Annotated in this window: 8 protein-coding genes; 7 read left to right on the top strand and 1 reads right to left on the bottom strand. The window is 60.4% G+C overall.

Annotated features, from left to right (window positions below):
• Nucleotides 1-135 precede the first annotated feature (135 nt).
• The 7 genes from aspA (at nt 136) to IB245_RS17660 (ending at nt 12977) form a co-directional block, all read left to right on the top strand.
• On the top strand, nt 136-1560 hold the full coding sequence (aspA, locus tag IB245_RS17690; protein WP_008030715.1) for an aspartate ammonia-lyase: 1425 nt from the start codon (nt 136-138) through the stop codon (nt 1558-1560).
• Nucleotides 1561-2111: 551 nt separating this feature from the next.
• Nucleotides 2112-3563 (top strand): alanine/glycine:cation symporter family protein, encoded by a 1452-nt coding sequence (locus IB245_RS17685; protein WP_192228179.1) that lies wholly within the window; start codon nt 2112-2114, stop codon nt 3561-3563.
• 139 nt (nt 3564-3702) lie between these two features.
• On the top strand, nt 3703-4707 hold the full coding sequence (locus IB245_RS17680) for an asparaginase (protein ID WP_192228178.1): 1005 nt from the start codon (nt 3703-3705) through the stop codon (nt 4705-4707).
• A 145-nt stretch (nt 4708-4852) separates the two neighbouring features.
• Complete coding sequence (locus IB245_RS17675; protein ID WP_008030718.1) at nt 4853-5845, top strand: AraC family transcriptional regulator; 993 nt, start codon at nt 4853-4855, stop codon at nt 5843-5845.
• Between the two features lie 247 nt (nt 5846-6092).
• Nucleotides 6093-7130 carry a histone deacetylase family protein gene (locus IB245_RS17670; protein ID WP_192228177.1) on the top strand — a complete coding sequence of 346 codons (1038 nt, stop codon included), beginning with the start codon at nt 6093-6095 and terminating at the stop codon, nt 7128-7130.
• 5 nt (nt 7131-7135) lie between these two features.
• On the top strand, nt 7136-8236 hold the full coding sequence (locus IB245_RS17665) for a polyamine ABC transporter substrate-binding protein (RefSeq protein ID WP_008038136.1): 1101 nt from the start codon (nt 7136-7138) through the stop codon (nt 8234-8236).
• Between the two features lie 154 nt (nt 8237-8390).
• On the top strand, nt 8391-12977 hold the full coding sequence (locus IB245_RS17660) for a dermonecrotic toxin domain-containing protein (protein WP_192228176.1): 4587 nt from the start codon (nt 8391-8393) through the stop codon (nt 12975-12977).
• A gap of 28 nt (nt 12978-13005) precedes the next feature.
• On the opposite strand, the gene IB245_RS17655 is transcribed toward IB245_RS17660, so the two are convergent.
• A complete protein-coding gene (locus IB245_RS17655) occupies nt 13006-14556 on the bottom strand; it encodes a PLP-dependent aminotransferase family protein (protein ID WP_192228175.1) in 1551 nt (516 codons plus the stop codon).
• Nucleotides 14557-14599 lie beyond the last annotated feature (43 nt).

The raw sequence follows: 14599 nt of genomic DNA, 5'->3' as shown, positions 1-14599 counted from the left end.
AGACACGGCGTCACACGGGCATTATGCCGAATATGCATAGGCCAGTGTTTAACAGCATTGGCCGAAAATTCTCTACAAGCCTAGCATTTGCGGTGTTCCGGCACAGACCGGGTCCATATTGAGATGATTTCTATCATGTCCTCCGCTGCATCATTCCGCACAGAAAATGACCTGCTTGGCGCTCTCGAAGTACCGGCTCAAGCGTATTACGGTATCCAGACCCTGCGAGCGGTGAATAACTTCCGCCTTTCGGGCGTTCCGATTTCGCACTACCCGAAACTGGTTGTCGGCCTGGCCATGGTTAAACAGGCCGCTGCTGACGCCAACCGTGAGTTGGGTCACCTGAGCGAAGCCAAGCACGCTGCCATCAGCGAAGCCTGTGCACGTTTGATCCGCGGCGACTTCCACGAAGAGTTCGTGGTGGACATGATTCAAGGCGGCGCTGGCACTTCGACCAACATGAATGCCAACGAAGTCATCGCCAACATCGCGCTGGAGGCCATGGGTCACCAGAAAGGCGAATACCAGTACCTGCACCCGAACGACGACGTGAACATGGCGCAGTCGACCAACGACGCCTACCCGACCGCGATCCGCCTGGGTCTGCTGCTGGGTCACGACGCTCTGCTGGCCAGCCTCGACAGCCTGATTCAGGCATTCGCGGCCAAGGGTCAAGAATTCAACCACGTCCTGAAGATGGGTCGTACCCAGCTGCAAGACGCCGTGCCGATGACCCTGGGTCAAGAGTTCCGTGCTTTTGCCACCACGATGGGCGAAGACCTGGCCCGTCTGAAGACGCTGGCCCCGGAACTGCTGACCGAAGTGAACCTGGGCGGCACCGCGATCGGCACCGGCATCAACGCCGACCCGCGTTATCAGGCCCTGGCCGTACAGCGTCTGGCCCTGATCAGCGGTCAACCGCTGGTTCCAGCGGCCGACCTGATCGAAGCCACCTCCGACATGGGCGCCTTCGTGCTGTTCTCCGGCATGCTCAAGCGTACCGCGGTCAAACTGTCGAAGATCTGCAACGACCTGCGCCTGCTGTCCAGCGGCCCACGCACCGGCATCAACGAAATCAACCTGCCGGCGCGTCAGCCAGGCAGCTCGATCATGCCAGGCAAGGTCAACCCGGTGATCCCGGAAGCCGTGAACCAGGTTGCGTTCCAGGTCATCGGTAACGATCTGGCGCTGACCATGGCAGCCGAAGGCGGCCAACTGCAACTGAACGTGATGGAGCCGCTGATCGCTTTCAAGATCCTCGACTCGATCCGCCTGCTGCAACGCGCCATGGACATGCTGCGCGAGCACTGCATCGTCGGCATCACCGCCAACGAAGCGCGCTGCCGTGAACTGGTCGAACATTCGATCGGTCTGGTCACCGCACTGAACCCGTACATTGGCTACAAAAACGCCACCCGCATCGCCCGTATCGCCCTTGAAAGCGGCCGTGGCGTGCTGGAACTGGTGCGCGAAGAAGGCTTGCTCGACGAAGAAATGCTCGCCGACATCCTGCGCCCGGAAAACATGATTGCTCCGCGTCTGGTTCCGCTCAAAGCCTGAACCGACGCGTTACTTGTAGCACCGCTCACCAGGTCGAGGGACTAGACACCTCTCACCTTTTGAGGGCTTGGGGATTTACTCCCCAGGCCCTTTTTTTTAACTCTTTGCCAGTAAATCAGAATGTCTGGGGGCTGAGAAATGTGGGAGCGGGCTTGCTCGCGAAAGCGATGTGTCAGTCACCATAAATAGTGGATGTCAGACCGCATTCGCGAGCAAGTCGAATCGTCGCACCGCCGCTCCCACAGAAAAGCAGATCCCGCATAAGCCCGGCGCCGGTAACGTCGGGTGTTTCAAAGGCTTCGCTTCACCGAATGCACCACAATCGTGCAGACGGACGGCACTGTCATCGGTATAGTGCCGCCCCTCTTCGCGTGAGCGGTCGTCGGTAACGAGGCCCAAACCCATGCGAAACCCGAACTAATAACAAACCCGCAATATGAAATCGGGACGAACCTTCGCCTCGCCTGTTGTGCCGTGCGCACAGCGGTGTAACGCGATGTTTCCGACCGCCCAGCATTTGCCTACACAAAAAAAACAGCGAGGAATAATCCATGCTCGAAGTCATTAACGACTTCCTCTCAGGGAAAGTACTGATCGTGCTCATTGTCGGGCTCGGTAGCTACTTCACGATCCGCTCGCGTTTCGTTCAATTGCGTCACTTCTTCCACATGTTCGCGGTGTTCCGCGACAGCCTCAAAAGCAGCGCCGGTCAACTCAGCTCCTTCCAGGCCCTGATGCTCAGCCTCGCCGGCCGCGTCGGTGCGGGCAACATCGCCGGTGTCGGCATTGCCGTGACCCTCGGCGGGCCAGGTGCGGTGTTCTGGATGTGGGTGACCGCGCTGGTCGGCATGTCCAGCAGCTTCTTCGAATGCTCCCTCGGCCAGCTCTACAAACGCGCCGACGCCGACGGCACTTACCGTGGCGGCCCGTCCTATTACATCCAGCACGGCCTGCAGAAACGCTGGTTGGGCATGATCATGGCGTTCCTGTTGCTGATCACCTTCGGGTTTGCCTTCAACGGCCTGCAATCCCACGCCGTGACTCACTCGCTGAACAACGCGTTCGGCTTCGACACCACCTGGACCGGTCTGGCCCTGGCGGTGCTGCTGGGCCTGGTGTTCATCGGCGGGATCAAGCGCATCGCCAAGGTCGCTGACCTGCTGGTGCCGGTGAAAACCCTGGTGTACATCGGCGTGACCATCTACGTGATCGTGCTGCAATTCGACCACGTACCGGCGATGCTGATGACCATCGTAAAAAGCGCGTTCGGTCTGGACCAGGCGTTCGGCGGCCTGATCGGCAGCGCCATCGTCATGGGCGTGAAGCGTGGCGTGTTCGCCAACGAAGCAGGCCTGGGCAGTGCGCCAAACGTAGCGGCCGTGGCGTCGGTTGAACACCCGGTGTCACAAGGCGTGGTTCAGGCGTTCAGCGTGTTCCTCGATACCTTTGTAATCTGCACCTGCACCGCGTTGCTGATCCTGCTCTCGGGTTTCTACACCCCGGGCTTCGAAGGCGACGGCATTGCCCTGACCCAGAACTCTCTGGCCGCCGTGGTCGGTGACTGGGGCCGGATGTTCATCTCCGTGGCACTGGCGCTGTTCGTGTTCACCTCGATTCTCTACAACTACTACCTGGGCGAGAGCAACCTGCGCTTCCTGATCGGTGAAAACCGCAAGGCGCTGATCGGCTACCGCGCGCTGGTACTGGTGTTGATTTTCTGGGGTGCGATCGAGAACCTCGGCACGGTGTTCGCGTTTGCCGACATCACCATGACCCTGCTCGCGTTCGTGAACCTGATCGCGCTGTTCCTGCTGTTCAAGGTCGGCATGCGCATCCTGCGTGACTACGATGACCAGCGCGCTGCCGGCATCAAGACCCCAGTGTTCGATTCGAGCAAGTTCCCGGACCTGGACCTGGACCTGAACGCTTGGCCAGCCAACCCGCCAGCGGTTGCCACCAAGGCTGAAGCTGAAGCGCAAGGCGTACCCGCAGCGCAACGCTGATCGGTTAAAGTGCGAAATTCCTGTGGGAGCGGGCTTGCTCGCGAAAGCGGTGTGTCAGTCGACTTCAATGTTGAATTGATCAACCGCATTCGCGAGCAAGCCCGCTCCCACATAGGGAGTCATTGTTTCGGAGAACGCCATGAATTCCTCGACCTACCCTGCCGCCCAGCACGTCATGGTGCTCTACACCGGCGGCACCATCGGCATGCAAGCCAGCGAACACGGCCTGGCTCCGGCCTCCGGTTTTGAAGCGCGGATGCGTGAATACCTGCACAGCCAGCCTGAGCTGGTAGTGCCGCAGTGGCGCTTTCGCGAGATGTCGCCGCTGATCGATAGCGCCAACATGTCCCCGACCTATTGGCAGCAACTGCGTGAAGCAGTGGTCGATGCCGTCGACGTTCAGGGCTGCGACAGCGTGTTGATCCTGCACGGCACCGACACCCTCGCCTACAGCGCGGCGGCCATGAGCTTTCAATTGCTCGGCCTGAATGCGCGGGTGTGCTTCACCGGTTCGATGTTGCCGGCCGGCGTGACCGACAGCGATGCCTGGGAAAACCTCGGTGGTGCTCTGGTTGCTTTGGGCCAAGGTCTGGCGCCGGGTGTGCATCTGTACTTCCACGGCGAGCTGCTGGCGCCAACCCGCTGCGCGAAGGTGCGCAGTTTCGGTCGGCATCCGTTCAAGCGCCTGGAGCGTCAAGGCGGCGGAGCGAAGGCCCCGTCACTGCCAGCAGCGTTGAACTACAACCAGAGCAAGCAACTGGCGAAAGTCGCTGTATTGCCGCTGTTCCCCGGCATTGGCGCCGAGCAACTGGATGGCGTGCTGAACAGCGGCATCCAGGGCCTGGTGCTTGAGTGCTACGGCAGCGGCACCGGGCCGAGCGACAACCCCGAGTTTCTCGCCGCGCTTTCGCGGGCACGGGACAACGGCGTGGTGGTCGTTGCAGTGACGCAGTGCCATGAAGGTGGCGTTGAGCTGGACGTTTACGAGGCCGGCAGCCGGTTGCGGGGTGTCGGTGTATTGTCCGGTGGCGGCATGACCCGTGAAGCGGCGTTCGGCAAGCTGCATGGGTTGCTGGGTGCAGGTCTGGACACCGCTGAAGTGCGCCGCCTCGTCGAACTCGACCTCTGCGGCGAACTCACCTGACCCTGTAGGAGCCGGCTTGCTGGCGATTCATGCAACGCGGTGTGTCTGGAAAACCGCGTCGACTGGATCGCCAGCAAGCCGGCTCCTACAAGTGCTCGGCATGTAATTTGCTGCGTTCCAGCCATCCCAAGGCTGGAAGCCGCTCATGCTGCACTCCCACCTCACCACTCTCAATGCTGTCTCTCTGGTGCTCAACGCCTTCAAGGCCGAAGGCCTGTCCAGCGACGCCTTGCTCGCGGGGAGCGGCATCAGCGCAGCGGACTTGAACCGTGCCGACACGCGCATCACCACCAACCAGGAAATGCAGGTCTGCGCCAACGCGGTCGCGCTCAAGCGTGACATCGGCCTGGAGCTGGGTCGGCGCATGCACGTTTCCTGCTACGGGATGCTCGGTTATGCGCTGCTCACCAGTGCCACCTTCGGTGACGCTTTGCGCCTGGCGATACGTTTTCCGGCGCTGTTGGGAACACTTTTCGAGCTGAGCCTGGAGGACGACGGCGAACGCATCTGGTTCGTCGCCGCCGACTACCGGGAGAGCCCGGCGATGGCGGTGTTCAATGCCGAGTTCTGCCTGGTGTCATTGAAAGTCACCTGCGACGACCTGCTCGGTCACCCGCTGCCGTTGATCGCCGCGCGCTTCGAACATGCCGCGCCGGACTATCAAGCGACCTACGCCGCACACTTCAACTGCCCGCTGCACTTCGAGGCGCGGGACAACGCCTTTGCCTTCGACAAGCGCTGGCTCGACCAACCCCTGCCGCTCGCGGATGTCATCACCCATCAGGCCATGGCCGAACGCTGCCGCAAGCAGAACCTTGAGTTCACCGGACGTCAGGCGTGGCTGGGGCGGATTCGTCAGTTGCTCAGCGCGCAATTGAATGCCGCACCGGGGCTCGAAGGATTGGCCGAGCAGATGAATTGCTCGGCGCGGACCCTGCGCCGGCACCTCAAGGATCTGGGGTGCAGTTATCAGGAATTGCTGGATGAACTGCGATTCGAGCAGGCCAAGCAACTGCTCTGCGAAGACCAGATGCCGATCTACCGGATCGCCGAAGTGCTGGGCTTCAGCGAGACCGCGAGCTTCCGCCATGCCTTTGTGCGCTGGAGCGGCGTGGCGCCCAGCCAGTTCCGCCCCTGACCGACACCATCCCCTTGTAGGAGCGAGGCTTGCCCGCGAAGCTCTTGGCGTACCTGAGGACGCCTTCGCGGGCAAGCCTCGCTCCTACAGGTTCTGCGTCATTCGGGGCGTTGCGGTGTCGAAAAGGGGCGAATTTCGGTCAACTATTTTGGCCACATCGATCCCCTTTTGGCCTTTCCTGCCGTTCTCCGAATCGCCATCCGCCGCAAGACTGTGTTCAACCGAATCAGCCTGCGGAGAACAAGAAATGCTGACGATCTACTCGGACGATCACCACCTGCACCACGGCCGTTGTGAATTGATAGACGGGCAACTCAAGCCCTGCTTCGAAATGCCCTCGCGCGCCGACCATGTGCTGTCACGGGTGCAAAACCAAAAGCTCGGCCCGGTAGAAGCGCCGAAGGATTTCGGCCTCGACCCGATCGCACGCATCCACAGCCGCGACTACCTCGACTTCTTCAAAGGCGCTTGGGCACGCTGGACCGAGTTCAACACCGACGGCGACTTGCTGCCTTACACCTGGCCAGCCCGTACCTTGCGCCGCATCAAACCCACCAGCCTGCACGGCGAACTGGGTTATTACAGCTTCGACGGCGGCGCCCCGATCACCGCCGGCACCTGGCAGGCCGCGTACAGCGCAGCCCAAGTGGCGCTCACCGCCCAGGCGGAAATCCAGCGTGGCGCGCGCAGTGCCTTCGCGTTGTGCCGTCCACCGGGACACCATGCCGCCAGCGACTTGATGGGCGGTTATTGCTACCTCAACAACGCCGCCATCGCCGCTCAGGCGTTCCTCGATCAGGGCCACAAGAAAGTCGCTATCCTCGACGTCGATTACCACCACGGCAACGGCACCCAATCGATTTTCTATGAGCGCAGCGATGTGCTGTTCACTTCGATCCACGGCCATCCGGAAGCCGAGTTTCCGTTCTTCCTCGGTTATGAAGACGAGCTCGGAGAAGGCGCGGGCGAAGGCTTCAACTTCAACTACCCGTTGCCCGCCGGCAGCGGTTGGGACACTTGGTGCGCAGCGCTGGAACAAGCCTGCAAAGAGATCGAAAAGTACGGCGCCGAGATCGTCGTCGTATCCCTGGGCGTCGACACGTTCAAGGACGATCCGATCTCCCAGTTCAAGCTCGACAGCCCGGACTACCTGGCGATGGGCGAGCGCATCGCCAAGCTGGGCGTGCCGACCCTGTTCGTGATGGAAGGCGGTTACGCGGTCGAAGAAATCGGCATCAATGCCGTGAACGTTCTTGAAGGTTTTGAAAGCGCCCAAGGGAAATAACAACAATGAACACACTCAAGCGTTTCATCGTGCCCGCGCTCTGCGCCACGGTGCTCAGCGGAGCCGCTCACGCCGAAGAGCGCACGTTGCGCGTCTACAACTGGTTCGATTACATCACCCCCAAAGCGCTGGAAGACTTCAAGGCGCAGAACACCCAGACCAAGCTGATCTACGACATTTTCGACACCAACGAAGCGCTGGAAGCCAAGCTGCTGACCGGCAACTCCGGCTACGACGCGGTGGTGCCGTCCAACGTGTTCCTCGCCAAGCAGATCGAGGCCGGTGTTTTCCAGCCGCTGGACCGCAGCAAACTGCCGAACTGGAACCACCTCGATCCGAAGCTGATGAAGCTGATCGAAGCCAACGACCCCGGCAACAAATTCGCTGTGCCGTACATGTACGGGACCATCCTGATCGGCTTCAACCCGGACAAGGTCAAAGCCGCGCTGGGCGCCGACGCGCCGGTTGACAGCTGGGACCTGATCTTCAAGGAAGAGAACATCAGCAAGCTCAAGCAGTGCGGCGTCGCCCTGCTCGATTCGCCGTCGGAAATCCTGCCGCTGGCCCTGCAACACCTCGGCCTGGACCCCAACAGCAAGAAGCCGGCGGACTACGAAAAGGCTGAAGCGCTGTTGATGAAGATCCGGCCGTACGTCACGTACTTCCACTCCTCCAAATACATGGCCGACATCGCCAACGGTGACATCTGCGTCGCGGTCGGTTATTCCGGCAGCTTCTCCCAGGCGGCCAACCGCGCCAAGGAAGCGAAGAACGGGGTGACCGTCGACATGCGCCTGCCGAAAGAAGGTGCGCCGATCTGGTTCGACATGCTCGCGATTCCGAAGGGCGCGAAGAACACCGAGGACGCCTACACCTTCATCAACTACCTGCTGCAACCACAGGTGATCGCGCCGGTCAGCGACTTCGTCGGTTACCCGAACCCGAACAAGGACGCCACGGAACTGGTCGACCCGGCGATCCGCAACAACCCCAACCTGTACCCGACCGAAACGGCCATGGCCACGCTTTACACCCTGCAACCGCTACCGCGTGATGCCGAACGTGCGCGCACGCGGGCCTGGACCAAAATCAAGTCAGGGACCTGAAGCCCCTTCCTGAAAAACGAAGACCCGCCGTGATGCGGGTCTTTTTTTTGCCTGCGATATTTATGTACCGCCAGACACCTGAGCCCGCCCGATACCGTCCCCTGATCCAACGCTGCGCAATCAACAACAGCGCACCCTCAATCAGGAGACGACCATGTCCGATACCCTTTCCCCGAGTGCAGAAAATGTACTGACCCAACTGGTCACCGGCCCCTCGATCAGAGAGGTTGCAGCGACTGCATTGGCGCCTGCACTCAACGCGCTTTACCCGCAGTTGAAGATAGATCCGACGCTCGCCACGGTTGTCACTCCGACCTGGGTCGATACCGGCAGCGAGGTCGTGCCGGGCAATAATCTGTATGAATCGCTCACCGATGTGTTGGTGCGGCTCGGGTTGTCAGGTTCGACGGTGACGTTCATCGATGGCGAGCATTTCCTGACCCTGCAACCGGGCGTTGCCCCGCCGGCTCAACTGCCCGTGAACATCACGGCCATCGGTTCGCTGATCAATACGCACGCACCGCAGCTGTTCATCGCCTACCAGCAACAGCAGCTGGATTACTGGAATCAGCAGACAAGCCCTTCGACCCCACGCTGGCATCAGCTCTCGCAGGCGCTGCAGGACATCTGGAACCTCGACGAGGCCACCGATTGGGATGCCGATCAAAAAGCAATGGCCCTTGCCGTGTTCACTCATCCGGACCGGGCCACACGGCGCTCACAGGACATGTACCTGACCAAGGCCTGCCTGATCGACACCGAACACGTTGAAAGCGCGCAGAGCAAACATCTGCGGGTTCTGGATATCGCGGTGTTTGTGGGCACGTTGGGCACCCGAACACTGGTGCTGACCCACTCGATTACCGAAGGGTTCAGGCGTTACGACTCTGTTGCGGCACTGGGCGAAACATTGTTTGCAAACCCTGGGGCGTCGAGCACCGGGCAGACCCTGCAATGGCGCCTGTATGAACCCGAGGGTAATTTCTTTCATCATCAGGCGTGTGCACTGATCGCACTCGAAGCCGAAGCCATCGGTGCCTTCAATACATTCCAGAGCACTACGCCAACCAGGCTTTCACCGCAAATCAGCGCGGCGGCGAAGAGTTTCACTGAATTTGAAGCCCTGCCTTTGTCGCGCTTCAACCAGGTTCAGGGGTTACTGACCGACTGGCTGAGCAATGCATCGTCAGCGGATCTGACCCGTTACAGCCGACACCTGATGGACCTGGCGCAGTTGCGAGAGCAGGACGCGGGAAAAACCTTCGACGAAGGTATCGCTTCACTGCCGGAATTTACCCTGCAAACCCTGCGAGAGCAGATGATCAAGGATCATCCAACGGCAGCGGACCTGAATCTGAAGGACATTCAAATCAGCATCACCAGCGTCATCGTGCTGGGCGCTATCGTGGTCCCTGGCAAGACGCAGACTGTTACGTTGTCGCTGATCGAATTGGCACTGCAAAACCTGATTGCCGTTCCGCTGGGCAACAAAACGGTACAGTACAAAAACGGCGACCAAGTGCCCGCCTGGATGACACCCGCCTACCTGGAAAAACTCGTGACCCAGGTTGATATCGGCGCGGTTTACCCGGCGTTGATCAAGCGCAAGCTGCTGGATGACTCGCGAGAATCGTTGCGCCGACAAACGCTCTACACGCGTCATCTGCGCACCCAGTTGCCCTTGCAGGCGCTGCAACACAAGATGCGCGGCGAAGCCGGCATTGATGAACAAGGCTACCAATTCGTCAACGCAGCCCTGCAGCAAGGCGCGGCCGACCGCCGAGTGAATGGGCACGAAATTGTCATTCGCCCGCTGGCTTTTATCAGCAGTGAAAGCGTCGACAGCAAGGGCGACGAAGTTGCCAATATGTTCGTCATCGGTCCGCGCTCCACTGAACAGGGACCGTGCCTGCTCTACCGGCCATTGCTCGTGCCCTCGCTGACGCAGTACCCGAACGAAGCCAATCTGCTGTACGCGATCAAGCACGAAAAACCCCTTCGCCAATCGGTCCTGGCGTGGCTGGCCGACGACGTGCGCTTCAACTATTCCCAGTACGTGTTTTCCGGTGAGTTGCCTTCGGTCTGGACCCTGACCCAATTGCTGGTCGATCCCACCTCGGCGCTGGGCAAGATGGGCGCGGTGTCGCTCAGTGCGGCAGCCCTTGATGATGATTCACTGGCGCCGCTGTTCAAAGCGAACGCCAACGCCATGATCACATTGGCTGACCGTCAATCAGTGTCCAATGCACAAGCTCGCTGGGAAACGCTCAAGCACGGTGCATGGATGCTGTTCAACGTCGCCTTGCCCTTCCTCGGGCGCACTGCCGGGGTTGCCGCGTGGATCTGGCAGATCGTGGACGACTTGCAGGAAATCACCGATGCCGCAGAAAGCGAAGACAGCCAACTTGCCTGGTCTGCCCTGACCGATTTGCTGTTGACGCTCGGCATGGTACTGGCTCATCGGGCTGCCGCTCGCCATAAACCGGTCTCGCGGTTGGCCGAGAAACTCGAGCCACCACCGGTCACGCCGCCCACCAAGCCAGCGCACACAATCACGGTCACTCGCCTGCCCGACCTCAATCAACTGCCTCGCGACCATGAGACGTCTTTGCACGCCGTCGCCACGCTGCCGCCTGTAGCGTTGGGCACCTTGCTGGATGAACTGGCCATCGCCGAACCCAAGGGAATGGCCGTTGCCTCCAGCGTGGCCGGCCCTCACCAGCACCTCAGTTCACTAAACGGAAAATGGTATGCGAAGGTCGGCCAGCGATGGTTCGAAGTCACCCTCAACGACAATAACGACGTGCAAATCATTGACTCACGCCAGTCCCCCCCGCGCACCGGGCCGTTGCTGATCAAGAACGCCAGCGGCGAATGGTTTATCGATACGCGGCTGAGGCTGCGGGGCGGGGGCAGGGAGAGGCAGCGGCTGGAACAGCAAAACAAAGTGCGTCTGGCTGAACTGAAACAGCAAATGACAGCGTTCGAAAGCCAGGTCAAAAGCCGGGAAACAGAACTCAAGGACGCTGAAAAAAACGCGAAGGCTCCGAGCGCCACCGACACCCATCGCCGCTTGTACCTTGAAATGCTCGATGCGCAGATGTCATTCATCGGCGCCAACATTGAACAGATGAAAGCGTTCAATGCTCGCGAAGCCATTCCCAATTTCCGAAAAGCGATGATCAGCCGCCTGGATTTCCAGCTATCGCTGCTGGAGAAATGGTTCGACCACCAGCGTCCTGTTTTCGACAATCAAATGCGTCTCTCCCTCGATCTTCTCGACACACAACCAACGGAAAACACGCAGGCCGCCCGACAGACCTTTCAACACATGAGCGATCTGACCGAGGGCTACATCAACAAAATCGAATTCGCGCAATCGCGCTTCGAGCAACTGAACCTGCTCGGCAAAGAAGCCGTGGAAGTGATCCGCGACGTCAAGGCCAACATACCGACGTTCGATTTACAGGACCTCAAACTGTTCCAGATCACGCTGGCCCAGGAGTTGTGCCTCGCACCCTCGGTTGCGCTCACGCATGAAGCACGCCCGGCGCTGGAGAGCGTTGTCGAAAACGCAGCGCTCGCCATCCAGGCGTCACTGGATCTGGCCGCTGACGAAGACGTGTTGCGCTTGCCGGGGCGAATCGAGGGGCTCAGTGATCTGATGGAGCAACTCACGGTCACCGATCAGCGCATCATCGATCTGCCCGGCGAGTTCCCCGGTCAGTTCCTGCAACCCGCGCTCGACCTGATGCGCAAACGCATCGACGCGTTTCAACAGCGCACCGTGAAACACCTGGCGAGCCTGCTGCGCGAGCGCCAGGCGCTCGAACCGCAACCTGGCCCTTCCCGTCTGCCGACCGCGCCCGCCAAACGCATCATCAAGACCCGTTACAACGGCACGGTGGTCGGCCAACTACGCGCCGATGCCGTGGCGGACGGATCAGAACTGGTCGACGTAACCTCGACGCTGACAGGCAAAGTCATCTCGACCTTTCATGAGAAAACCCCGGGTGTCTGGGTTGAACGAGTGGCCGCGAAACCGGTTTCCCCTGCCGTCGTCCAACCCGATTTGGGTACAAGCATTGTTCAAGGTCAGGCAATGCTGGACGGGCTGGAGGGTTTCATTCGTCGAACAGAAGCCCATGCAAAAGGAGCGCGGCGAATTCCCGTGGAAATCGAGGAGATGTTCCATCAACAGGCCCATCGACTGCAGGAGGCCGCCAAGGCAATCGACGAAGCGCTGATTTCCAGCAACGCCACCGATGACGGTCCGGGGTCTGCCGTGACACTGGTCAAGCAGCTGAATGACGGAGCAACCCGCCTCTACAGCCAGGGACGCGCAACGCGAATCAGCATGACAAAACTACAGCCGCCGACGGCAGAGCGGGTCCAGTGGCTGCAAAGCGAAGGTCAGGTCGACATCGTCAGGAACCCCGGCCGACGCTTGCTCAAAAGCCGTAAAAAAGACTACCTCGAGGAATATGAGGTCCGTGACCACACCAGCAAAAATGTTCTGTGGTATGCACACTTTCACTACGCGCAGCCCGCGTCGCCTGTCCAGACGTTCACGGCGGCGCATCTGAAAACCGTGCAGCAACGGCTGCTGGGCGGCGCATCCGAGGCGCGCGGTGCAAATGACGACCTCCACGCGATAGCGATTTATCGCAGCGAAATCAGCCCACAACTGGCGACTGCACTGTTTTTCGCGAAGGTGCTGCCATCGGCCTCAAAATCGTAAGTCTTGCGTCGGGGTGAGCCGTGACTGCTTAACGCCGCCAGACCTTTTCCAGTCGCCCGAGTGCGGTGCTGATGGCCGCCTCGGGCACGGCCGCGAAACCCAGGACTAGCCCGGCACGCTGGTCCACCGGTTTCTGCGTGTCCGGCAACCAATAGCTGCTCAGCGCATTGATCTCGACATCGACGCTGGCGGCTTTTTCTATCAGCTCGTACTCGCGCGCCTGTGAGTCGACCGCCACCGTCAGATGTAACCCTGCCGCGACACTCGGCAGGCTGCCGATGCCGGGGATGTTCTGCGGCCAGCCCGCCAGCAACGTATTGCGTCGACTCAGGGCGGCACGGCGCATGCGGCGGATGTGCCGCTGGAAATGTCCGGCGGCCATGAACTCGGCCATCACCGCCTGGGTGCTGACTTCGGAATGCCGGACGTCCACCGCTCGACGTTGAGAAAACGCCTGCACCAGTGCCGGCGGCAACACCAGATAACCCAGGCGCAACGCCGGGAATGCGACCTTGCCAAAAGTCCCGACGTACAAGACCCGGCCCTGCCGATCGAGCGCCGCCAACGGCGCCAGGGGTGCGCCGCTGTAACGGTACTCGCCATCGTAGTCGTCCTCGACGATCCAGCCTTGGTTACGCTCCGCCCAAGCGAGTAATTCAAGACGCCGCGCCAGGCTCATTACCACGCCGGTCGGGTATTGATGCGAAGGCGTGACATAGGCCAGTCGACAATCGCTGAGCCGGGCCAGTTCGGTGCAGTCGATGCCCTCGCCGTCCACCGCCACCCCATGCAATTTTGCCCCGGCCACGGCGAACGCATGACCCGCCGCCCGATACCCCGGATTTTCAATCGCCACGCCGTCGCCCGGCTCCACCAGCAGCTGTGCACAAAGGCTAATCCCCTGCTGTGCGCCGCTGGTGATCACTATTTGCTCAGCCGTGCACTGCATCCCCCGCGAGCTGCGCAAATAAGCGGCGATCAGGCCGCGCAAGCGCGCATCACCCGCCGGATCGCCATAACACAGCTGCTGCAAATCCGGTTTACGCCAGAAAGCCGCATTCAGCTTGGCCCACACCTCGAAGGGAAACAGGTCAAACGCCGGCACGCCCACCCGAAAAGCCCGAGGCGGACCGCTGGGCGGCGTGGCCAAATGGTTCTTTTCAACGCGCCCCAGCGCTCCGCTGTGGATAACTTTACTGGATGAAACCACAGGTAAATCCAGCCAATTTGTGGATAAGGCTGTGGGTAACCCTGTTGACAACCCTGTGGATACTTTTGTGGATAGTTTTTTCGTGGGCAACGCCGCTTGAGGCAATTGCGCGACGTAAGTCCCGTCCCCGACACGCCCCTCGATGAAGCCCTCTGCATAGAGCTGATCGTAGGCGCGAACCACGCTGTTGCGGGAAATCGCCAACGCCGCCGCCAAGTCCCGGCTGGCCGGCAATCGAGTGCCACTGGCCAAGCGCCCGTCGAGCACCCGCAGGCGCAAGGCCTGATAGAGCTGACGACTAAGCCCCTGACGGCGGTCAAGTTCGATACCGGCCGGGTTGAACGACAGGGAAAGCGGCGCTTCGCTCATGGCAATGGACCTATGAAATTGGTCGTTAATGGCTCTTACAACA

It is taken from the genome of Pseudomonas sp. PDM02, assembly GCF_014852285.1.
GTDB classification, from domain to species: domain Bacteria; phylum Pseudomonadota; class Gammaproteobacteria; order Pseudomonadales; family Pseudomonadaceae; genus Aquipseudomonas; species Aquipseudomonas migulae.
The sequence above is the reverse complement of the archived record's forward strand: the minus strand, read 5'-3'. Positions and strand labels throughout refer to the sequence as shown.